Origin of the sequence: Streptomyces sp. NPDC127068 (assembly GCF_042724695.1) — a bacterium.
Taxonomy (GTDB): domain Bacteria; phylum Actinomycetota; class Actinomycetes; order Streptomycetales; family Streptomycetaceae; genus Streptomyces.
On sequence record NZ_JBHXEN010000017.1, the window covers coordinates 67,302 to 88,042 of the forward strand.

The following is a 20,741-nucleotide window of genomic DNA, read 5'->3' on the forward strand; positions in this document are numbered from 1 at the left end:
TCCGCCACCCCGGGGTCCTGGTGGCACGGGTCAGGACGAGGTGAGGTCCCGGCGCCGCAGTGCCGCGAGCCCCGCCGCCACCAGCCCCGCCGCGAGCGCCGTCAGCACCAGGACCGGCGCCCACCGCAGCTCCTCCCCGGGCAGCTTGGGCAGATGCCCGAACGGTGACGACTCCAGTACCCAGGAGGGGAGTTCCAGCGCGGGGCCGAGCCAGCCGATCAGCAGCACCGCGCCCGCGACGCCCCAGGACCCGGCCGCCCACCGCGGCGACGCCCCGGTCAGCAGCACGGCGAGCCCGCCGACCGCCCACACCGCCGGCACCTGCACCAGGGACGCGGCCAGCGCCTGCCCCGGGTCCTTCCCGTACCCGAGGGCGAGCCCGGCGCCGCTCAGCAGCAGGAGCAGCGCGGACCCGCCGAAGGCCACCAGCAGGTGGCCGGCCGCCCAGCCGGTGCGGCTCACGGGTGCCGCCAGCAGGGGTTCGGCGCGCCCGGAGGTCTCCTCCCCGTGCAGCCGCAGCACCGAGGAGACCACGTACAGCCCGGCGACCAGCCCGAAGATCCCGGCCATCGTGCCGAGGAACGCCTCGGTGATCGCGGAGGCGCCGCCCATCCGCTGGATGATCTCCCGGGTCCGTTCGTTGTTCCCGACGAGGTCCCCGGCGCCGGCCGTGATGCCGCCGAAGGCCACCCCGCTGACCAGGAAGCCCGCGCCCCAGCCGCACAGGCTGCCGCGCTGGAGCCGCCAGGCCAGTGCTCCGGCGGTGCGCAGTTCGCCCCGGGCGGGTCCGGGTCGGCTGGGCAGGAAGCTCATGCCGAGGTCCCGCCGGTCGGCGAGCCGGTAGGCCACCGCTCCCTGGACGAGGACGGCCGCGCCCAGCAGGGCGAGCACCCACCAGCGTTCGCCGGCGAAGGCGCGCAGGTTCTCCGTCCAGCCGAGGGGCGAGAGCCAGGTCAGCGGGGACGAGCCGTCGGCGGTGCCGGAGTCCCCGGCGGCGCGCAGCACGAACGCGGCGCCGAGCACCCCCGCCGTCAGGCCCTTGGCGAGCCGCCCGTTCTCGGTGAGCTGGGCGGCGATCGCGGCCGTGGCGGCGAAGACCAGTCCGGTGCCGCCGACGCCCAGCCCCAGCGCGAGCGCGCCGGCCCCGCCCTCGCCCCGGAGCCCGGCGGTGATCAGCAGGGCGAGCGCCGCGTTGGCGACGACGGCGGTCAGCAGGGCGGCGGTGAGCGGGGCGCGGCGGCCGACGACCGTCGAGGACACGAGTTCCTGGCGTCCGCTCTCCTCCTCGTCGCGGGTGTGCCGGACCACCAGCAGCAGGCTCATGATCCCCGCGAACAGGGCGGCGAAGACGCCGACGCGCATGGCGGTGAGCGCGCCGATCGAGTCGCCGAAGGAGGGCCCGTACATCGCCCGCAGGGAACTGTTCGCGGCGATCGACCGGGCGAACTCGGCGCGCTCGGCGGAGGTGTCGTACAGGTCGGCGAGGGTGCCGGGGATGCTGACGACCATCGCGCCGATGACGAGCACCCACACCGGCAGCGTCAGTCGGTCGCGGCGCAGGGCGAGCCGCAGCAGGGTGCCCGTGCCGGTGAACGGTCCGGAGCCGCGGGTCGTCCGCGTACGGGTCCCGGCGGCCGGGGCGACGGCACTCATCGGGCCACCGCCCCGGCCGTGGACCCGGCGTCCTGGTAGTGGCGCAGGAAGAGTTCCTCCAGCGTGGGCGGCGTCGAGGTCAGCGAGCGGACCCCGGACCCGGTGAGGGCGCGCAGGACGCCGTCGAGCTGGTCGGTGTCGACCTGGAGGCGGACCCGGTGGCCCTGCACCTCCACGTCGTGCACCCCGGGCAGGTGCTCCAACGGGCCGGGCAAGGTGGCCAGTTCGGCGCTGACGCTGGTACGGGTCAGGTGCCGCAGTTCGGCCAGCGAACCCGATTCGACGGTGCGGCCCTGCCGGATGATGCTCACCCGGTCGCACAGCGTCTCCACCTCGCTGAGCAGGTGCGAGGAGAGCAGTACGGTCCGGCCGCGGTCGCGTTCCTCGCCGATGCAGTCCTGGAACACCTCCTCCATCAAGGGGTCGAGGCCCGAGGTCGGTTCGTCCAGGACCAGCAGCTCGACGTCGGAGGCGAGGGCGGCGACGAGGGCGACCTTCTGCCGGTTGCCCTTGGAGTAGGTGCGACCCTTCTTCGTCGGATCGAGCTCGAAGCGTTCGACGAGCCGGTCGCGTCGGTTCCGGTCGAGCCCGCCGCGCAGCCGCCCGAACAGGTCGATGACCTCGCCCCCGCTGAGGTTGCGCCACAGGGTCACGTCCCCGGGCACGTAGGCGAGCTTGCGGTGCAGGTCGACGGCGTCGCGCCACGGGTCGCCGCCGAGCACCCGGGTGCTGCCGCCGTCGGCCCGCAGGAGTCCGAGGAGGACCCGGATGGTGGTGGACTTCCCGGCGCCGTTGGGTCCGAGGAAGCCGTGCACCTCGCCCGTCTCCACGGTGAGGTCGAGTCCGTCCAGCGCCCTGGTGCGGCCGAAGGACTTGTGCAGCCCGGCCGCGCTGATTGCCTTCGTCATGCTTCGGAACGTACGCTTCTTTCAGAAGTTTGTGAAGATAGGAAACCGTATAACCTCCTTGCGGGTGCTGCGCGACACGGGGAGATGATCGAGGCATGGCGGAGAACGACCGGGGGGCCGAACGCGACGAGGCCAAGGTCAACCGCTTCGTCGAGCACTTCGCGGCGCAACTCGTCAGCGCGGGCATGCCGTCCATGCCGGCCCGGGTGTTCGCGGCGATCCTCTCCTCCGACCGGGGGTACATGACCTCCGCGGAACTGGGGGAGCAGCTACGGGTCAGCCCCGCCGCGGTCTCGGGCGCGGTGCGGTACCTGTCGCAGCAGCACATGGTGTCCCGCGAACGGGAACCCGGCTCGCGGCGCGAACGGTACGTGGTGCACGGCACCCAGTGGTTCCAGGCGCTCACCAATCGGGACGCGGTGCTGAAGCGGTGGGCCGAGGCGATGCGCGAAGGGGTCGCCAGCTTGGGGGCGGGGTCGCCGGCCGGGCGTCGGTTGGCGGAGACCTTGCTGTTCTTCGAGTTCCTGGAGTCGGAGTTGGCCGAGCTCATGAACCGGTGGGAGGCCCACCGGCGCTCACTGGAACTCTGACCCTGCGGGTCGGGGCGCCCTCGGGTCGGGCGTTCACCTGCGGTGGGCTGTTCCGTGGGGGTGCGGCGCGTTGTCCGGTGCGGGTGCGTCGTGGTTGCTCGCGCCGTTCCCCGCGCCCCTTCGGGGGCGCACCTATGGGAATCGAGGGGGCACCCTCTTGGGTGAGTACCGTTTCGACGGAGGCTCAATTCCACGGGATGGGACGACGTGTATGCCGTACGAACGGGAAGAGCAAGAGGCCATCGGTCGCCGGATCAAGCGCCGCCGGCTCACCCTCGGGATGCCCCAAACGGACCTCGGTGCCGCGATCAACAAGTCACAGGGCTGGGTGTCCAAGGTCGAGAAGGGGCACATCGAGCTGGACCGGGCCGCGCTGATCAACAGCATCGCCGCCGCACTGCACTGCCACCCGAACGACCTGATCGACCGCCCGTACGTCGGCACGGCGCCGGACAACCAGTGGCAACTGGCCGCCGCGTCCATCCTGCGGGAGCTGCGTCGCTACGACCTGACGCCGGCCTTCGAGGGCACTCCGCGTTCCGCGGACGCACTGTGGCAGGAGATGACACGGCTGCACCGGCTACGGGACGCGGCAGCGAACGTGGCGATCCTGCGCAGCCTGCCCGATCTGCTGAGGGAAGCGAGCGCCCTGGCCGAGGCGGCCTCCGGCCGCGAGCGGGAGGAAGCGTTCGGCATCTACGCGGTCTGCTGCAAGTTCGCCCACACGGCCGCCCACGCCCTGGGGCATCCGGAACTGGTGGCCATGGCGTGTGAACGAGCGGCGTGGGCGTCCCGGTCTTCCGGCGACCCGGTGCTTCCGGCGGTGGCGGACTGGATGCGGATGTGGGACATGTGGGCCACCGCCGACTGGGCCGATGCCGTGGCGCTGGCGGACAAGGCACTGACCGGGATCGATCCCGAGTACGAGCGCGGGGACGCGCTCGCCGTACGGGCCTGGGGCACCCTCCAACTGCGGGCGGCGGTCTCCGCGGCCCGTGCGGGCAACGCAGCTGAGGCCGGCCACCGGCTCGGTCTGGCCCGGCAGGCGTCCGACCGCATGGGTGGCCCGGGCGGCGAGCCGGTCCGGGACCGGCACTCCCTGACCTTCTCCGCGGGCAACGTCACCGTCCACGCGATCAGCGTCGCGCTGGAGATGAGTGACCAGGGTGAGGCGCTGCGGCTGAACGAGCAGACGAGGCCGGATGAGATCGCCGCCCTGCCGAACTCGCGCCAGGGGCATCACCGGATGGACCTGGCCCGCGCATGGCTCTGGGACGGCGACCGCCACAAGGCCCTCGGCGAGCTGCGGAAGGCCGAGAAGCTGGCCCCGCAGCTGGTACGGAACCACCCCATCGCCAGGGCGACCCTTCGACAGATCGTCTACGCCGAACGGGCCTCCACACGCGCGGAGTTGCGGGGCATGTCCAGCCGTTTTCACCTGGAGTCCGCCGGGCGTACGCGGGACTGACCCGAACAGGCACCAGCCGGGTCATCGGGGCCGAGCTGTGCCTCTCTGCGTGGTCGGGGCGGACCTTCCGTTCGCGGTAGTCCCGCGAGGGGATCACCACGACCAGACGTCCACCGGCGTCCAGTACTGCCTCGGCGAAGAGTGAGTCGGCGCGCTTGGCGATGCAGGAGACGCCCACCAGGTCCCCGGCGTGCGGTGCCAGCGTCTCCGCCAGCGCGGCCCGGACCAACGGCACGCTGACAGCGGTCAGGTCCATGTGCCCCGTGACGGCGATCGTCGTCATGCCTCTCCCTCAGTTCGCCGGTGCGTCGCCGACCACGCGCACGGAGTGGGCCGCCAGTGATGGGCCGGCTGATGGCCGCGCGGACTACGGTAGGGCGTCGACCGCGCGGGACCAGGGGAACGACTTCGCGTCGCCCTGTTTCGGTGGGTGGGGGGTGTACCCGTCCGGGCCGATGAGGACACGTACGCCTTGCGCGCGTAGCCGCTCCACCGAGGCGGTCACCGCGGGCTGTGCTCCCTGCGCCTGGTTGAAGTACGGCATCGCCACGACGGGCACGCCCAAGTGCACGCCCTCCGCGGGCAGGCCGATCGCCAGCGTGTCCGAGATCCCGGCGCCCCACTTGTTCAGCGTCGTGCACGACATCGGGGCGACCAGCATCGCCGCGGCCCTCGGTAGTGCGTCCGTCTGCCACGGCAGCTTGTACTGCGACCGCACCGGATGCCCAGTCAGTTCCTCCAACTCGCTCATCCGGGGAGCCCACCAGCCTGCCGCGGACGGCGTCAGCACCAGACAGACATCCCAGCCCGCGCCTTGCGCGATCCGCACCCCCTCGTCCACGTACTGGGTCGGCCCGGCAGCGCACGCGATCAGATACAGAACCCGCTGACTGGTCATCCGCGCAGTCCACACGCTTTCGCGAGCCGCTGCAATGCCTCACCCGGCTGCGGATGCACGCTGATGAGGGTCTTGACCAGGTGTACGGTCGACGGGCGTCTGCGCACCTCTTCGGGGGCCAACGCATCAGCTTCGAGAAGCGATTGCACCGCTGCGTCCTTGCGCCGTGTCAGGAGTTGAGCGCGTGCCATCGAGAGGCGGTGTTGCGCACGCCGCTCCTTGGCGAGGTTGGCGATGAACGTGTCGTCCAGTCCGCTCGCCGCCGCAAGCGCTGACCATCCGTCCTCGAACCGCACCAGCACGTCGATCCGGTGGAGTCCCACGTTGGTGGGTCCGAACGCGGTCCAGTCGGCGTTGAGGTCGGACCCTTGCTGCTGGGCCACGTCGGCAGCGGCTTCGACGAGGTCGGTCGCGGACCGGATCGCGCGACTGGACTTCTCTTTCTCCCCTGATGCGGCGAGGGCGGCATTCAGGTAGAGCATTCCCAACGTCGACAGACCCACTGGTCCGCGGCCTCTGAGGTCACTCGCCAGTCGGGTGGCGGATGCGGTGGCGAAGGCAGCGGCGGCGGTTCCGCGGCCCTGACTCACCATGCTCTTCGCCACACGTCGGGACGCTGCGCCGATCGCGACCGGATCAGCAGACTGCTCAGCAGCGATGAGGGCCCGATCAGCGGCAATGGCTGCTTGGACCTTCGTGCTCTCTCCGTACTTGTGGAGGAAGGACGCGGTTAGTTGGTACACGCGTGAGAGAAGCCCCTGTGCCTCGCAGTTGCCGGATGGAGCTGCTGCAACCAAGCGGTGTGCCGACACGATGAGAGCTGGTAGGTGCTTGCCGAGCGCTGCGTAGTGGCACGCCTGGAACGCCTCGCAACAGTAGGCGAGCTGCCGTCGCAGTGCGGCAGTCGGCAGGCAGGCTTCTTCGCCGTCGCCCGCCCGGGCCAGCACGTCGTGTCGGTCCAGTACGTCCAGCACAGGGACCGCCTCAGCGGGCATCGCGACGATGTCGCACTCTGCCCGCTGGTCGTTCAACAGGCACTCCAGGGGCACCCGCAGTACTTCGGCTGCGCGGATCAGCACCGACAGACGAGGGTCCTGCTGGCGTTGTCCGCCTTCCAGGTCCTGTACCCAGCGTCTCGTCTGCCCCATCAGGTGTCCGAAGTCGGCTTGGGTGAAGCCGCGGCGATCGCGCCAGTATGCGATTCGGCGACTGATGCCTTCTGCGTCCACGGCGTGCTCCCAGAGCAAGGCACGCACTTTGCGTGCATGCCTCCGTTCTACCGGGTCTTACGGTGCGTGCACTGCCGATTACCAGATGGGGTACGCCATGGACAGGATCGTCGCGCCTACCACCGACCCGCCGACTCCCTTGTTGACCGACCGCCTCACCGAGTGGGCGCGTTCCCGGGATGTGGGTGAGCGGGCGGCGGTCGCTGCACTGATCCAGGAGGGCGACGTGCTGGCCCGCGGGGACGTCCGTGACCTGCTCGTGGTGGATTCGGGGAGGGTGGCGTCGTTGGACTGGCCGCGGTTCGAGGGCCAGTACCGCACGGTCCTCGTTCTCGACACCAGTGAGCGGGCGTTTCTGGATCTTGTCGTGGCGGTGGGGTTTCCGCGGTTGGTGCCGTTGTGGCAGGTGGAGAACTTGGGTGAGCGGCGGCTTGCGATCGTGTTGCGTGCGTTGGCGGCGTTGGCCGGGGCGGACACGATTGCGGTGGGTACGCGGGCGTGGTGATGTTCTGCGTGCGGTGTCTGCTGCCGATTCGCGAGGGTCAGCAGCATGACGCGCAGGTGCGTCAGTCCCCGGTCGGCACCCTGTACCGAGCCCACGCCCACGCGGAGTGCCCCGCCCCTGGGCCCGCTCGGGTCGTCGTGTCGGCGGAGCGGGTCGCGGTCACGCGCCGGTACTTGGACCACGTCACCACCTGCGTCGACTGCACCTCCGGTCACCTCGGCTGCCCGCCCGGGCGGGAGTTGCGTGCGGCGTGGAAGGCCACGGCCAGACCCGGACCCGACGCCGAGTCGTGAGCCCCCGTACCGAACAGGTGCTGTACGTCCTCACCCTCGCCGCGTTGCTCGGCGTCCTCGCGTACGGCATCACCACCCACCCCTGAACCACCCCTTGCCGGGTCGCCTTCGTCGACTCGCGCCCGTCATCCAAGGGACACCCATGCGTCGCACCCGCCTCCACTGCGCCCGCTGCCAGGAACCGATCCGCCCGTGGCAGCGCCGCACCCACCTACTCAGCTACTCCGACTCCGGACCTGGCACCACCCTCCACTTCCACCACCACTGCATCCCCACCACCACACCCTGCGCCCCCTGCCTGAAGGCCCGCATCTTCGACCTACCCGAACACACCTGCCACCTCTGGACCCCCACCAGCCCCGAGATCCACCAAGGCCGGCTACGACTCCGCCTGCGCGACCGCCCCCAACCCTGCCCATGCCCCTGCCGCACCCAGAACCGCGCCCGACGGGACACCAACCGCTAGACACACGCCATACTTTGACCCTGCGCAGAAGCGTCTCGACAGAAGGAGGATGCACAAGTGCAGCAAGCGAACCCCGTGCTCACCTTTTCAACCTCTTTGGGTGATTGGTCGGACTCTCGACTTGTTAAGGAAAACGGCCCTTCGGCCGGCTAACGTCGTAGGTCAGCTCCCTGCTCCCCGCGCACGCGGGGATGGACCCGTGCGAAGCGACATGCCGGACATGGTTCGGAGCTGCTCCCCGCGCACGCTGGGATGGACCGGTTCCGCCGCCCTTGCCCGACGGTGGCTCGCCGTCCCACACGGCCGCCAACCGGTCGGCACGTTGGAGCAGTTCGGAGTTGGCGGCGGCGTACGCGTGGCGGCAGGCGGTCTCGTAGGGGAGGACGACGACCTCTTCGGCTGCGGTGACGAGGCGTTCGAAGGTCTCTGCGTGGTCGGGGCGGACCTTCCGTTCGCGGTAGTCCCGCGAGGGGATCACCACGACCAGACGTCCACCGGCGTCCAGTACTGCCTCGGCGAAGAGCGAGTCGGCGCCCTTGGCGATGCAGGAGACGCCCACCAGGTCCCCGGCGTGCGGCGCCAGTGTCTCCGCCAGCGCGGCCCGGACCAACGGCACGCTGACAGCGGTCGGGTCCATGTGCCCCGTGACGGCGATCGTCGTCATGCCCTCTCTACGTCAGAATCAGCGTCGCCCGGCTCCCGGAAGACGGTTCGGGGCGGAACGCGTCAAGCTTGCCCCTGCGTTCCACGGTCAGTCGCGCGCCGGCACGCGGTCGACGGCGTCGAAGGCCAGCTGCCAGGGGTACGGCCGCCGCTCACCTGGAGGGTTGGGTACGAAGCCTCCTTCCCCGTAGAGCACTTCCACCTGCATCGCGCGCAGTCGCGCCACGCTCACGTCGAGCTGGGTGTGTTGTGCGTAGGCGGCGTTCACGCAGGGCATCGCCACGGTCGGGATGCCCTTGCCGATCGCTTCCGCCACCACGCCCACCACGAACCGGTCCGTGAGTCCGAGGGCCCACGCGTTGATCGAATGGAAGGTCGCGGGGGCGAAGAGGATCACGTCAGCGCGCGGCCATGCATCTGCTGCACCGGGACGTTTGTACGCGGACCGCACCGGGTGTCCGGTGAGCGCCTCCAACTCCCTGATGCGGTCCCCAAGCCAGCCGGCCGCAGTGGGCGTCAACCCCAGACACACGTCCCAACCGCGCCGTTGCAGTTCCTCGACGGCCCGGTCGACCTCCAGCACGGGCGGCGCCGCACTCCCGAACAGGTACACGGTCTTCGACATGCGCCCCATCCGACCACACGGCGATCACCCTCGCACTTAGGGAGAGAAGGGGGCGCAACGTGGGCCTGCGCGAGTAGCTTTCCAGATGACGAGTCAGGAACGGAGATCCAGCATGCCCGCACCCGACGACGGTCACATCGGAACCCGCATCAAGGAGCAGCGCAGGCTCGCGCACCTCAACCAACGGCAGCTCGCCGACCGGCTGCCGTATTCGTACAGCCTCCTCAACCAGGTGGAATGTGGCGCCCGGCGTGCCACGCCCGACTTCGTATCGGCCGTGGCTGACGTTCTCGGTATCGATGCCGCCTTGCTGACCAGCACGATGGGCGACGAGCCGCGCCGAGACCATCCCGCAGCAGTCGTCGCGCCCATCCGCGAAGCGCTCGACATTTACGATCTCGAACCACTCCCCGAACCGGTCTGCCGCCCCGTCGCTGTTCTTGCAGCTGAGGCTGACCGGGTGTGCCAGCTCGTGAGGGCAGCCCGTCTACGGAAAGCGACGGGTGTCCTGCCAAAGGTCATTGCTGAGTTGACCCATCTGGCATGGACCGCTCCAACAACTCCCGTATGGCGAGCCCTCGCGTCCACCTACCGGACGGCCCACGACATCACGCTGAAGCTTGGCCATCCGGACCTCTCGCAGGTGGCACTTGACCGCATGTACTGGGCTGCGGAACGCGCCTCGGACCCGCATCTTGCCGCTGTGCGCCAGTACAAACGGGCACTGCTCTGCAAATCGGGAAGTCACAGCACTGGTTTGCGTCTCATTGCCGAAGGCCATCGGTTGTTGGAAGGTGAGACGACGCGGGAAGCGTTGGCCGTTTCCGGTCAGCTCCACCTGGGGGCGTCTGCGCTTGCTGCCCGAGCCGGAGAGGGCGGGTTGGTCGACGCGCATTTGGCCTCCGCCCGGAATCTTGCTGCCCGTGTCGGCGGCGAGGCACCAGAGGTCCACTGGCTCTCTTTCGGAGCGAGAAACGCTGACCTGCATGCGTTCGGCGCCGCAGTGGCCATGGGCTGCTACGACGATGCCCTCTCTCGGGCGCGGTCGATCAGGGTGCCGCCCTCAACCCTGACCAGCCGCCGGGCTCGCTTCCTCGTGGACCGGGCCCGTGCGGAGATGGAGACCGGGCATCTGGACTCGTCGCTCCGGCACCTCGCCCAGGCCAGGCACGTAGCTCCTGAACAGACCCGTTATTACTCCGGCACCAAAGAAACGATCACCGGGCTGGTGCACCTCAGTCGCCGGACACCTGACAGCCTCGCGTACATGGCCCGCTGGGTCGGAATCTGATGCTCACAGCGCTCACAAGACTGTGAGCGTTCCGCCCTGCGTGAGCCCGCACTCTGGGGTCAGTACCGACCAGAGGCCGAGTGAGGGGCGCATGACGACAGCACACGAGTCACAGCCGAACCACACACCAACGCTGCTGAGCGATCGCCTCACGATGTGGGCGCGTTCCCGGGATGTGGGTGAGCGGGCTGCGGTCGCCGCGCTGATTCATGAGGGTGATGTGTTGTCTCGTGGTGATGTGCGGGACTTGCTGGTGGTGGATTCGGGGAGGGTGGCGTCGTTGGACTGGCCGCGGTTCGAGGGCCAGTACCGTACGGTCCTCGTTCTCGACACCAGTGAGCGGGCGTTTCTGGATCTTGTCGTGGCGGTGGGGTTTCCGCGGTTGGTGCCGTTGTGGCAGGTGGAGAACTTGGGTGAGCGGCGGCTTGTGATCGTGTTGCGTGCGTTGGCGGCGTTGGCTGGGGTGGACACGATTGCGGTGGGTACGCGGGCGTGGTGATGTTCTGCGTGCGGTGCCTGCTGCTGATTCGTGAGGGTCAGCAGTATGACGCGCAGGTGCGTCAGTCCCCGGTCGGCACCCTGTACCGGGCCTACGCCCACGAAGAGTGCCCGACGCCGAGGCCCGCTCGGGTCGTCGTGTCGGCGGAGCGGGTCGCGGTCACGCGCCGGTACTTGGACCACGTCACCACCTGCGTCGACTGCACCTCCGGTCACCTCGGCTGCCCGCCCGGGCGGGAGTTGCGTGCGGCGTGGAAGGCCACGGCCGGACCCGGACCCGACACCGAGACCCGGTAGCCGCGCCGTGAGTCCCCGTACCGAACAGGTCCTGTACGTCCTGATGCTCGCCGCGTTGCTCGGCGCCCCGAGATCCACCAAGGCCGGCTACGACTCCGCCTCCGCCTGCGCGCCCGACCTCTGCCCTGCTCGTGCCCTTGCCGCACCGAGAACGGTGCCCGACGGGGCACCAACCGCTAGACAGACGCCATACTTTGGCCCTGTGCAGAAGCGTCTCGACGGAGGGAGGATGCGCAAGTGCAGCAGGTGGAACCCGTGCTCACTTTTTCAGCTGCTTTGGGTGTTTGGTTGGATTCTCGACTTGTTAATGAAAACGGCCTCTCGGCCGGCTAACGTCGCAGGTCAGCTCCTCTGCTCCCCGCGCACGCGGGGATGGACCCTCGGCGTACTGCGTCTGGAGCTCCATCAGGCTCTGCTCCCCGCGCACGCGGGGATGGACCCTGCGTAAAGCGACCCGGGAAGCCATGCGAGGGCTGCTCCCCGCGCACGCGGGGATGGACCCGTGGGCGCGTGTCGCCACCTCCGCGGTCCACCCTGCTCCCCGCCCCCGCGGGGATCCCATCCGCCAAGTCGCCGCACCGCGACGGCCCACCGAAAGAGCAACCCGGAACCCGAACCGCAGGCACCCCCGAGCCCCACGGACCCCCCCCGCACCCCGCCGACCCCTCACCCCCAAGCCCCCAGGCCCCCAGGCCCCCCTCACCCCCCAGGCAACGTCAGACTCCACCCACCCGGCCGACAGCTCCAGGTCCGCCGCCGAACCGGGCCGGAGGCCACCGCGTCGACGTAGTACCGGAAGTCCGCCCCGGACACGCTCACCACCCGCCCCCGAGCCCTCCGCACCCGCGCCCCCACCCCCGCATCGGCCCACCGCACCTCCACCTCGCACAGTCCGCCCTCGCCCGGCGTCACCCCGACCGACTCGATGACCTCCCCGAGGTCCACCACGGTCCGCCCGTCCACCTCGACCCGCACCCGACCCCGTACCCGGTCCTGACCCCGACCGCGTGCCCGTGCCCCCGGGGTCCCCGCGGCTCCCGCACCCCACGCGCCCGCGCCGCCGCCCCGCACCCGCGTCAGGAGGGCCCGCAGCCGTCCGCCGCCGCCGGCCGCCACCGCGGGCGTCCCGTCGCCGCACGGAATGCGGAGCCCGCCGAGCACCACGCCGTCGCTGTCGTCCACCAGCAGGTCGAGCCGGCGCCCGGCCCCCTCCAGCACCGCGCGCGCCGCGCCGACCGCCTCGGTGGGCACGCCCAGCGACTTGGCGAGCGAGACCTCGTGCCCGATGGGGACGAGGGACAGCACGGTCGTGGACAGCACCCGTTCCCGGTGCAGCAGGGTCACGGTCCGTAGCAGAGCGTGGTCGTCGCCGATCACCACGGGGCGACGATTGCCGCGTCTGGCCAAGGATCGGGCGAATTCTTCGGGGTTGTTCGGCAGGCACACTTTCAGGCCCGCACCCGCGCTGAGCACGTCTTTCGCGATCCGGACCGACTCCCCGTCGTGGCGCCGGGCGACCGGATCGACGAGGACCAGCAGCTGGTCGGAAACCGACACCTCGGTCCTGCCTCGCTTCCTCGGGTAGCATCTTTGTGCAAGAGCCCCTTGCGCTATTGCGCCAGGGGCTTCGTCTATTCCGGGGCACCGGTCCGACGGGTGTGCGGCCGACGAGGGTCGCCGGGGTGTGCGACACGTACGCCCCTGACCCTGGACATGCCCCGCCCGGAAGGGGTGTACGCCTGTGCCCGCACTTGTGCTGCTCGGTGCTCAGTGGGGTGATGAGGGCAAGGGGAAGGCCACCGACCTGCTCGGTGGCTCGGTGGACTACGTGGTGCGCTACCAGGGCGGCAACAACGCCGGCCACACGGTCGTCGTCGGCGACCAGAAGTATGCGCTCCACCTGCTCCCCTCCGGAATCCTCTCACCGGACTGTGTTCCCGTCATCGGCAACGGTGTCGTCGTGGACCCGTCGGTCCTGCTCTCCGAGCTGAGCGGCCTGAACGACCGCGGTGTCGACACGTCCAAGCTGCTGCTCAGCGGAAACGCACACATCATCACGCCGTACAGCGTCACCGTCGACAAGGTCACGGAACGTTTCCTCGGCAAGCGCAAGATCGGCACGACCGGACGCGGCATCGGCCCGACGTACGCGGACAAGATCAACCGCGTGGGCATCCGGGTCCAGGACCTGTACGACGAGTCGATCCTCACCCAGAAGGTGGAGGCGTCGCTCGACTTCAAGAACCAGGTGCTCGCGAAGCTGTACAACCGCCGCGCGATCGCCGTCAGCCAGGTCGTGGAGGAACTGCTCGGCTACGCGGAGCAGATCAAGGGCTACGTCGCCGACACCACGCTGATCCTGAACCAGGCGCTGGACGAGGACAAGGTCGTCCTGTTCGAGGGCGGCCAGGGCACCCTCCTGGACATCGACCACGGCACGTACCCCTTCGTGACCTCGTCCAACCCGACGGCGGGCGGCGCCTGCACGGGTTCCGGTGTGGGTCCGACCCGGATCAGCCGGGTGATCGGCATCCTGAAGGCGTACACCACCCGGGTCGGCGCCGGCCCGTTCCCGACCGAGCTGTTCGACGCGGACGGCGAGGCGCTGCGGCGCATCGGCGGCGAGCGCGGCGTGACCACCGGCCGGGACCGTCGCTGCGGCTGGTTCGACGCGCCGATCGCGCGTTACGCGACCCGGGTCAACGGTCTGACGGACTTCTTCCTCACCAAGCTGGACGTGCTCACCGGCTGGGAGCAGATCCCGGTCTGCGTCGCGTACGAGATCGACGGCAAGCGCGTCGAGGAGCTGCCGTACTCGCAGACGGACTTCCACCACGCGAAGCCGATCTACGAGAACCTGCCCGGGTGGACCGAGGACATCACCGAGGCCAAGACGTTCGCCGACCTGCCGAAGAACGCGCAGGCGTACGTCAAGGCGCTGGAGGAGATGTCGGGCGCTCCGATCTCCGCGATCGGCGTCGGTCCGGGCCGGACCCAGACGATCGAGATCAACTCGTTCCTCTGAGCACGGCCGAGTAGCTGAGCACGGCCGAGTGGCCGTGTAGCTGACGCGCCCCGTGATCGGTCACTGATCGATCATGGGGCGTGTTGCGTTTTCCGGAATAGGCTGGACCGTGCAAGGGGGGCAGCGTTCCAACGGTTCTACGGCTGTTTGCCGAGGTGAGAGCGATGCGTGTGATGCTCCGGGCCACTCTGGACACCGAGAAGACCAATGAGCTCCGGCGCAACGGGAAGCTGTCCGAGATGATCCAGCAGACGATGGACGAGCTGAAGCCCGAGGCGGCGTACTTCCTGCCGATGGGCGGCCGGCGGACCTGTCTGATGGTCCTGGACATGGCGGACAGCTCCGACCTGGTGCCGTTGGGGGAGCCGTTCCTGACGGACCTGGGCGCGGAGGTGGAGGTCCTGCCGATCATGAACGCCGAGGACCTCCAGCGCGGCCTGGGCAAGCTCCACTGACCCCGCCCCGCCCCAGCCCACTCCGCCGCGCCCGTCCCCGCCCCACCGCATCCGTCCGCGCGTCAGTCGTCGTCCGCGGGCGCACCGTCCGCAGGTGCGGGCGCGTCCCGGGAGTCACCGTCCCCGGGCGCGTCCCGGGCGATCCGGTCCAGCGCCGCGGACAACCGCTCGACGGCCCGGACGGTCGCGGCGAACTCCTCGTCGCCGAGCTCCGCGGCCAGCCGCTGCGCCAGCCGCGCGTGCCCGGGGCCGATGAGGGCGACCGCCGCACGTCCCGCCGCGGTGGGCCGCAGCAGCTTGGCGCGCCGGTGGGCCGGGTTGGGCACGTACTCGGCGAGCCCCTGACCGGCGAGCACGTCGGCGACCCGCTGCACGCTCTGCCGGGTGATGCCCATGGCCCGGGCGATGCCGGCGACCGGCAACGGCTCGTGCAGCACCGCGCCCAGCACCTGCCAGCGGGCCGCCGACAGCCCGGCCGGGGCGGCCAGCTCGTCGGAGACGGCGAGGAACTGGCCGTTCAGCCGGAAGACGCCGAGGGCGGTGGCGCTGAGCAGGTCCCGCCGCTCCCGAGTGGTCAGGCCGTCCTCGGGAGTGGTCGGTCCCTCGCGCTCACTCATCGCCGTCGGCCGCGCTGAGCTGCGCGTACGCGGCCGGGTCCGAGTGGTGGAACAGCCGGTACCAGGCGTCCAACAGCTCGCCGTCGAAGACGCCCAGCAGGCCCAGCACCTCACGGGCGAAGGCGACCGGCTCGGTGGGCCCGGCGGTGATCAGCCCGCGGTCGGTGACGGCGTCCCGTTCCGCGTACCGCGCGGCGCCCCCGTAACCGGTCGCCGCCAGGTAGGGGGCCGCGGCGCTGGTGTGCTCGCGGTCGTCGAGGAGCCCGGCGCGGGCGAGCCCGGCGGTGGCGCCGCAGATCGCGGCGACCGGCACTCCCGCGTCGAGGAAGGCGCGGGCCGCCCCGGCGAAGGGGGCGAGTTCGTCGCCGGTGTCCCAGCGGTCGGCGCCCGGGAGGATCAGCAGCGCGGCGTCCGCGGGGTCCAGTGCGTCGAGCGCGAGGTCGGGCTGCACGCGGAGCCCGCCGATGCTGGTGACCGCGGAGCGGGTGGCGCCGACGGTACGGACCTCGTAGCCGCCGCGGGCGAGGAACGCGGTGGCGTGCCCGGTCTCCCAGTCGGCGAACGTGTCGTAGACCGCGAGGTACACGGGCTGGCGGGGGGTGGTCTGCGGACCGGTCATGACGACCTCCAGTTCGGACCGCGCACGATGCGCTGTATGTGAGCATGCTGTCATGACGACAGCATGCTGTCAATTAAGCTCCGGCCGCCACCCGCCCCCGATCACACGCCCACCGGCCCGCCCCCGATCACGCGCCACCCGCCCGCGAAGACGCACCCGCCCGCCCGCGAAGACGCGACCACCCGCCCCCGACCCCGCGGCCACCCGCCCCCGACCCCGCGGCCACTGGACGAACTGTCCGCCCGACGCCCCGAGACCCGTACAAGGCGCCGATACCGTCCCCCGCGCCCCGCCGCCTACGCTCCGGCCATGACCCCTCAGGCACCTCAGGCACCTCAGACGCCCGGCAGCCCCGGAACCCCGCAGCCCGACCCCGCGAAGGGCGCCGCCGTGAAGGCCGCCGACCGCGCGCACGTGTTCCACTCCTGGTCGGCGCAGGAACTCATCGACCCGCTCGCCGTCGCGGGCGCCCGGGGTGCGCACTTCTGGGACTACGAGGGCAACCGCTACCTCGACTTCACCAGCGGACTCGTCTTCACCAACATCGGCTACCAGCACCCCCGGGTGGTCGCCGCGATCCAGGAGCAGGCCGCCCGGCTCACCACCTTCGCCCCCGCCTTCGCCGTCGAGGCCCGCTCCGAGGCGGCCCGCCTCATCGCCGAGCGCACCCCCGGCGACCTGGACCGGATCTTCTTCACCAACGGCGGCGCCGAAGCCGTCGAGAACGCCGTCCGGATGGCCCGGCTGCACACCGGGCGCCCCAAGGTGCTCTCCGCGTACCGCTCGTACCACGGGGCCACCGCCGCGGCGATCAACCTCACCGGCGACCCGCGCCGTTGGCCCTCCGACAACGGTTCCGCCGGTGTCGTCCGCTTCTGGGCGCCCTTCCTCTACCGCTCCCCGTTCCACTCCGAGACCGAGGAGCAGGAGCGCGACCGCGCCCTCGCGCACCTCGCGGACACCCTCGCCTTCGAGGGTCCGGGCACCGTCGCCGCGATCGTCCTGGAGACGATCCCCGGCACCGCCGGCATCATGACCCCGCCGCCCGGCTACCTCGCCGGCGTGCGCGCCCTGTGCGACGAGTACGGGGTCGTGCTCGTCCTCGACGAGGTCATGGCCGGCTTCGCCCGCACCGGGAAGTGGTTCGCCGCGGAACACTTCGACGTCGTCCCCGACCTGCTGACCTTCGCCAAGGGCGTCAACTCCGGTTACGTACCCCTCGGCGGCGTCGCCATCTCGCCCGAGATCGCCGACACCTTCGCCCGCCGCCCCTACCCCGGCGGCCTCACCTACTCCGGCCATCCGCTGGCCTGCGCGGCGGCCGTCGCCACCATCGAGGTCATGGAGGACGAGGACGTCGTCGGCAGCGCCGCCCGGCTCGGCCGCGAGGTGCTCGGTCCCGGACTCGCCGAGCTCGCCGCCCGCCACCCCAGCGTCGGCGAAGTGCGCGGCACCGGCGCCTTCTGGGCCCTCGAACTGGTCCGGGACCGCGCCACCCGCGAACCGCTCGTCCCCTACAACGCGACCGGCGAGGCGAACGCCCCCATGGCCGCGTTCGGCGCCGCCGCCAAACGCCACGGACTGTGGCCGTTCATCAACATGAACCGCACCCACGTCGTGCCGCCCTGCAACCTCACCGACGAGGAGGCCGCGGAGGGGCTCGCCGCGCTGGACGCCGCGCTGACGGTCGCCGACGAGCACACGGCGTGACCCCCGGCTGAGCACCCGGCGAGTGTTCCACGACGGCGAACTCCGACGGATCGCCGTTGCCGTGGGAGCAGGAAGGCCAAACTGTTCCCCGGCGCGGCCGATGTCCATACGATCGAGCCCTGCCGACGCTCAGGAAGGGGCGCGATGCAGGCTTCGGAGTTATCCGGTTGGGCACTGCAAGTACTGACCGGAGGGGTGTCGGCCTCGCCGGAGCTGACCGGGGCAGTGCGCGAACTGGTCTGGGGGCAACTCGGGCGAAGCGCTCTGGGGGCCTCGGCACTGGCCCGCCTGCACGAGCAGCCAGGCGAGGGATCAGCAAGCATCGTCGGCTCCGTGCTGACCGATGAATTGCGGGCCGATCCGAGGTTCGCCGAACGGCTGCGCAACGCCCTGGAGCCGCTCTCCAGCTCCCCGGCGCGTGACGCCTCCCAGGGCATCACCACAGCTCCGCCGCCTCCGGTCCTCCCTCCCCAGCCGACCGCATCCGTACCTCCGGCCGCTCCCGATCCGGGCGAGGTGTGGAAGGCATGGCTCTTGGGGGTCCCGCAGTTCCTCCTGGCCTACGTCGTCCTCTCCGTCATTTCGCGACTGTCCTGGTCGCCCGCACTGCAAATCGTCATCATCGTCGCCTCCGCTGGACTGACCGCGTACGGAGTCCGGCTCGTGTACCACCTCCTGCGCCGGGCACGCAGTACGTCACTCGTCGTCGCCATGGTGCTCAACGCGCTCGTGCTGCTCATTTGGGTTCGAGGACTGCTGGGCTTCATGGGGGCGTAGGTCGCCCGAGACGCCATGTGCGGGCCGTCTCACCGCCCTGCCGTGCACTGGTTGTTCGGGTACGACGTCTCCCCGGGACCACCTTCGATGACGATCGATCGAGTTTCCCCGTCACCGGACAGAGGGTTCCCCGGGAGCCCCAGGGCCCGCCGACCGCGTAGGGTTACCTCCGCTCGTCAGAGCGATTTCGCACCCGTCACGCGGGGGAGGGACGCGCACATGTCCGGCACGGGAACCGGTAGCAGCGACGGTACGAGAGGTCACGGCACCGGGACGAACGCCGCCGTGACCAGGAGCACGCTGCGCCAACAGATCGCGGACGCCCTGAGGGACGAGGTCCTCGCGGGCCGCCTCCAACCGGGGCAGGAGTTCACCGTCAAGGAGATCGCCGAGCAGTACGGGGTGTCCGCGACCCCGGTGCGCGAAGCGCTCGTCGACCTGTCCGCGCAAGGGCTCCTCGACGCCGTCCAGCACCGCGGCTTCCAGGTGCACGAGTACTCGTTCGCGGACTTCCGCGGCATGGTCGAGGCCCGTGCCCTCGTCACCGACGCCCTCTTCCGCGGGCTGACCGGCGCCGCCTGGAGCGCCGAGGTCGAGGAAGCGCTGTGCGGGGTGCGCCGCCGCGGCGAGGAGGCCGGGCGGGCCGCGCTCGCCGGCGACCTCAACGTCCTCATCGGCTACGACCTGAGGTTCTGGCGCGAACTCGGCGCCATCTTCGGCAATCCGTACCTCACCGACTTCCTGCACCGGCTGCGCGTGCAGTCCTGGAGCTGCGCGGTGCCGCTGCTGCGCCGCGAGGGGGAGTTGGCGGGCAGGCTGTGGGCCGCGCACACCGACCTGGTGGACGCGCTGGCCGGACGGGACCAGGCGACCTCCCGTGCGCTCTTCGCCGCGTACAACGCCCATGCGCTGGAGCTGATCGAGTCGCTGGCCGCCGGGCCGCCGCCGTCCTCCTGAGCACCGGCTCCTGCCGACCGGGAGCCGGAACGGCCCGTGCGCATTACCCTTCCGATGACCAGGGTGCGCACCGCACGGTGCGTCCCGAGCCGCCCTGTCCGCCGGAAAATGCAAGGAGAGCCCACCCTTGGCCTGTGACCTCTGGCTGGTCCCGCTCGTCGACGTGCTCTGCCACAGCCCCGACAACCCCTTCGCCGAGGAACTCGCGCTCTACGACCGGACACTGGCCGAGGCGGGGCTCCCCCCGGTACCGGTGTACGCGTACATGCCGGGGTTGTCCGGGGACGTCGCCCCCGTCGCCGGATTCGACTACGACGCCCTGCACTTCCTGCGCCGGGCCTACCTGCTCCAGCTGTGCGGGCTGGCGGTGACCCCCGTGGACGCGCTGGGGGGCGACTACGAACAACTCCTGGAGATGTTCGAGGCGACCGCCCAACAGTCGCACCTCGTCTGGCACTACGACCACGCCGGCGCCTACGTCCCGCTGGACTTCCCGCAGCCGCTGTCCAACGACGAACTCCTCGCCGGCGGCGGGCCGTTGGGCTCCGCCCAGGGCCTGCTGCGGGATCTGGAGTACGTGGCCCCGGCCATCGGCATCGACCCGCGCAACCCGCCCCTGGCCCCGCTGCCCCCGGCCGGCCCCACCGCGCTGGAGGAGCCCGCCGCGCCGGCGCCCCTCGACGACAACCCCTTCGCCCGGGAACGCCACGTGTGGCTCGGCCTGCACGCCGCGGCCACCCGTAGCCTCGCCCAGGGCTCGATGATCATCTTCAGTTAGCGGATGTCGTGGTCCGGGTGCTCCCGGTCGTACCGGCCCCGGGCCTCGGCGATGACCCCGCGATGGGTGAGCGACCAGTCGGCGAGCGCCTTGACCAGGTGGGTCAGGCTCGCCCCGGTCTCCGTCAGGCGGTAGTCCACCTGCGCCGGAACGGTCGCGTGCACGGTGCGGACGACCAGCCCGTCCCGCTCCAGCCGCCGTACGGTCAGGGTGAGCATCCGCTGCGAGATGCCGTCGATCGCCCGCTGGAGCTCCCTGAACCGGCGTACGCCCTGGGCGAGTTCGACGACCACCAGGACCGACCACTTGTCGCCGACGCGGTCCAGTACGTCGCGGATGCCGCAGTCCTGGTGCTCCTCGCGCCCGCAGGGTTCGAGGGGCGCGGTGGTTACTCCGGTGTGCGTGGGTGACATCGAACT

Annotated in this window: 23 protein-coding genes, 1 pseudogene and 1 CRISPR repeat array; of the genes and pseudogenes, 14 read left to right on the forward strand and 10 right to left on the reverse strand. The window is 70.8% G+C overall.

Annotation, left to right across the window (positions count from 1 at the left end; genetic code table 11):
• Nucleotides 1–30 precede the first annotated feature (30 nt).
• A complete protein-coding gene (locus ACFWIA_RS13255; protein ID WP_387003404.1) occupies nucleotides 31–1,653 on the reverse strand; it encodes an ABC transporter permease in 1,623 nt (540 codons plus the stop codon).
• The gene (locus ACFWIA_RS13260) at nucleotides 1,650–2,561 is read right to left on the reverse strand and encodes an ATP-binding cassette domain-containing protein (protein ID WP_387003407.1); all 912 of its coding nucleotides are present in this window, start codon (nucleotides 2,559–2,561) and stop codon (nucleotides 1,650–1,652) included. The genes ACFWIA_RS13255 and ACFWIA_RS13260 overlap by 4 nt, the downstream gene beginning before the upstream one ends.
• Nucleotides 2,562–2,656: 95 nt before the next feature.
• Between ACFWIA_RS13260 and ACFWIA_RS13265 the strand changes: the two genes are divergently transcribed.
• Nucleotides 2,657–3,151 (forward strand): GbsR/MarR family transcriptional regulator, encoded by a 495-nt coding sequence (locus ACFWIA_RS13265; RefSeq protein ID WP_387003409.1) that lies wholly within the window; start codon nucleotides 2,657–2,659, stop codon nucleotides 3,149–3,151.
• A 211-nt stretch (nucleotides 3,152–3,362) separates the two neighbouring features.
• The gene (locus ACFWIA_RS13270) at nucleotides 3,363–4,619 is read left to right on the forward strand and encodes a helix-turn-helix domain-containing protein (RefSeq protein ID WP_387003412.1); all 1,257 of its coding nucleotides are present in this window, start codon (nucleotides 3,363–3,365) and stop codon (nucleotides 4,617–4,619) included.
• Between the two features lie 43 nt (nucleotides 4,620–4,662).
• On the opposite strand, the pseudogene ACFWIA_RS13275 reads toward ACFWIA_RS13270, so the two are convergent.
• The 3 genes and pseudogenes from ACFWIA_RS13275 to ACFWIA_RS13285 all read right to left on the reverse strand — a co-directional run.
• A pseudogene (locus tag ACFWIA_RS13275) lies at nucleotides 4,663–4,902 on the reverse strand (hypothetical protein); the annotation flags it as partial.
• 84 nt (nucleotides 4,903–4,986) lie between these two features.
• Entirely contained in the window at nucleotides 4,987–5,517 is a 531-nt protein-coding gene (locus tag ACFWIA_RS13280) for a flavoprotein (protein ID WP_387003415.1), read from the reverse strand.
• Nucleotides 5,514–6,746: a helix-turn-helix domain-containing protein gene (locus tag ACFWIA_RS13285; RefSeq protein WP_387003418.1), complete on the reverse strand. Its 1,233-nt coding sequence runs from the start codon at nucleotides 6,744–6,746 to the stop codon at nucleotides 5,514–5,516. The genes ACFWIA_RS13280 and ACFWIA_RS13285 overlap by 4 nt, the downstream gene beginning before the upstream one ends.
• A 97-nt stretch (nucleotides 6,747–6,843) precedes the next feature.
• Between ACFWIA_RS13285 and ACFWIA_RS13290 the strand changes: the two genes are divergently transcribed.
• The 3 genes from ACFWIA_RS13290 to ACFWIA_RS13300 all read left to right on the forward strand — a co-directional run bounded on the left by ACFWIA_RS13290 (nucleotide 6,844) and on the right by ACFWIA_RS13300 (nucleotide 8,010).
• Nucleotides 6,844–7,251, forward strand: a complete 408-nt coding sequence (locus ACFWIA_RS13290; RefSeq protein ID WP_387003421.1) for a hypothetical protein — start codon at nucleotides 6,844–6,846, stop codon at nucleotides 7,249–7,251.
• Between the two features lie 56 nt (nucleotides 7,252–7,307).
• Entirely contained in the window at nucleotides 7,308–7,544 is a 237-nt protein-coding gene (locus ACFWIA_RS13295; protein WP_387003423.1) for a hypothetical protein, read from the forward strand.
• Nucleotides 7,545–7,686: 142 nt separating this feature from the next.
• The gene (locus ACFWIA_RS13300) at nucleotides 7,687–8,010 is read left to right on the forward strand and encodes a hypothetical protein (protein ID WP_387003426.1); all 324 of its coding nucleotides are present in this window, start codon (nucleotides 7,687–7,689) and stop codon (nucleotides 8,008–8,010) included.
• Between the two features lie 751 nt (nucleotides 8,011–8,761).
• Here the strand turns inward: ACFWIA_RS13300 and ACFWIA_RS13305 are convergent.
• Nucleotides 8,762–9,298 carry a flavoprotein gene (locus ACFWIA_RS13305; RefSeq protein ID WP_387003429.1) on the reverse strand — a complete coding sequence of 179 codons (537 nt, stop codon included), beginning with the start codon at nucleotides 9,296–9,298 and terminating at the stop codon, nucleotides 8,762–8,764.
• 112 nt (nucleotides 9,299–9,410) lie between these two features.
• Here ACFWIA_RS13305 and ACFWIA_RS13310 point away from each other — a divergent pair, with 112 nt between their 5' ends.
• From ACFWIA_RS13310 to ACFWIA_RS13320, 3 genes are all read left to right on the forward strand, one after another.
• On the forward strand, nucleotides 9,411–10,589 hold the full coding sequence (locus ACFWIA_RS13310; RefSeq protein ID WP_387003432.1) for a helix-turn-helix domain-containing protein: 1,179 nt from the start codon (nucleotides 9,411–9,413) through the stop codon (nucleotides 10,587–10,589).
• Between the two features lie 91 nt (nucleotides 10,590–10,680).
• Nucleotides 10,681–11,088, forward strand: a complete 408-nt coding sequence (locus tag ACFWIA_RS13315) for a hypothetical protein (RefSeq protein ID WP_387003435.1) — start codon at nucleotides 10,681–10,683, stop codon at nucleotides 11,086–11,088.
• Nucleotides 11,089–11,144: 56 nt separating this feature from the next.
• Nucleotides 11,145–11,384 (forward strand): hypothetical protein, encoded by a 240-nt coding sequence (locus ACFWIA_RS13320; protein WP_387003438.1) that lies wholly within the window; start codon nucleotides 11,145–11,147, stop codon nucleotides 11,382–11,384.
• 349 nt (nucleotides 11,385–11,733) lie between these two features.
• A CRISPR array of direct repeats spans nucleotides 11,734–11,947; the repeat unit is 29 nt; unit sequence CTGCTCCCCGCGCACGCGGGGATGGACCC.
• Between the two features lie 136 nt (nucleotides 11,948–12,083).
• Here the strand turns inward: ACFWIA_RS13320 and ACFWIA_RS13325 are convergent.
• Nucleotides 12,084–12,941, reverse strand: a complete 858-nt coding sequence (locus ACFWIA_RS13325) for a diacylglycerol kinase (RefSeq protein WP_387003441.1) — start codon at nucleotides 12,939–12,941, stop codon at nucleotides 12,084–12,086.
• Nucleotides 12,942–13,125: 184 nt separating this feature from the next.
• Here ACFWIA_RS13325 and ACFWIA_RS13330 point away from each other — a divergent pair, with 184 nt between their 5' ends.
• Entirely contained in the window at nucleotides 13,126–14,409 is a 1,284-nt protein-coding gene (locus ACFWIA_RS13330; protein WP_387003444.1) for an adenylosuccinate synthase, read from the forward strand.
• A gap of 164 nt (nucleotides 14,410–14,573) precedes the next feature.
• The gene (locus tag ACFWIA_RS13335; protein WP_385484711.1) at nucleotides 14,574–14,864 is read left to right on the forward strand and encodes a hypothetical protein; all 291 of its coding nucleotides are present in this window, start codon (nucleotides 14,574–14,576) and stop codon (nucleotides 14,862–14,864) included.
• Between the two features lie 62 nt (nucleotides 14,865–14,926).
• Here the strand turns inward: ACFWIA_RS13335 and ACFWIA_RS13340 are convergent, their stop codons facing one another.
• Together ACFWIA_RS13340 and ACFWIA_RS13345 are read right to left on the reverse strand one after the other, a co-directional pair.
• Nucleotides 14,927–15,481: a MarR family winged helix-turn-helix transcriptional regulator gene (locus ACFWIA_RS13340; protein WP_387003447.1), complete on the reverse strand. Its 555-nt coding sequence runs from the start codon at nucleotides 15,479–15,481 to the stop codon at nucleotides 14,927–14,929.
• On the reverse strand, nucleotides 15,474–16,100 hold the full coding sequence (locus ACFWIA_RS13345) for a DJ-1/PfpI family protein (protein WP_387003450.1): 627 nt from the start codon (nucleotides 16,098–16,100) through the stop codon (nucleotides 15,474–15,476). Before ACFWIA_RS13345 ends, ACFWIA_RS13340 begins: the two co-directional genes overlap by 8 nt.
• Nucleotides 16,101–16,409: 309 nt before the next feature.
• Between ACFWIA_RS13345 and ACFWIA_RS13350 the strand changes: the two genes are divergently transcribed.
• The 4 genes from ACFWIA_RS13350 to ACFWIA_RS13365 all read left to right on the forward strand — a co-directional run bounded on the left by ACFWIA_RS13350 (nucleotide 16,410) and on the right by ACFWIA_RS13365 (nucleotide 20,322).
• Nucleotides 16,410–17,810: an aspartate aminotransferase family protein gene (locus tag ACFWIA_RS13350; RefSeq protein WP_387003452.1), complete on the forward strand. Its 1,401-nt coding sequence runs from the start codon at nucleotides 16,410–16,412 to the stop codon at nucleotides 17,808–17,810.
• Nucleotides 17,811–17,954: 144 nt separating this feature from the next.
• A complete protein-coding gene (locus tag ACFWIA_RS13355) occupies nucleotides 17,955–18,587 on the forward strand; it encodes a hypothetical protein (protein WP_387003455.1) in 633 nt (210 codons plus the stop codon).
• Nucleotides 18,588–18,806: 219 nt separating this feature from the next.
• Nucleotides 18,807–19,544: a GntR family transcriptional regulator gene (locus ACFWIA_RS13360; RefSeq protein ID WP_387003458.1), complete on the forward strand. Its 738-nt coding sequence runs from the start codon at nucleotides 18,807–18,809 to the stop codon at nucleotides 19,542–19,544.
• 127 nt (nucleotides 19,545–19,671) lie between these two features.
• The gene (locus ACFWIA_RS13365) at nucleotides 19,672–20,322 is read left to right on the forward strand and encodes a hypothetical protein (RefSeq protein WP_385484694.1); all 651 of its coding nucleotides are present in this window, start codon (nucleotides 19,672–19,674) and stop codon (nucleotides 20,320–20,322) included.
• On the opposite strand, the gene ACFWIA_RS13370 is transcribed toward ACFWIA_RS13365, so the two are convergent.
• Nucleotides 20,319–20,735: a winged helix-turn-helix transcriptional regulator gene (locus ACFWIA_RS13370; RefSeq protein WP_387003461.1), complete on the reverse strand. Its 417-nt coding sequence runs from the start codon at nucleotides 20,733–20,735 to the stop codon at nucleotides 20,319–20,321. The genes ACFWIA_RS13365 and ACFWIA_RS13370 overlap by 4 nt on opposite strands.
• Nucleotides 20,736–20,741 lie beyond the last annotated feature (6 nt).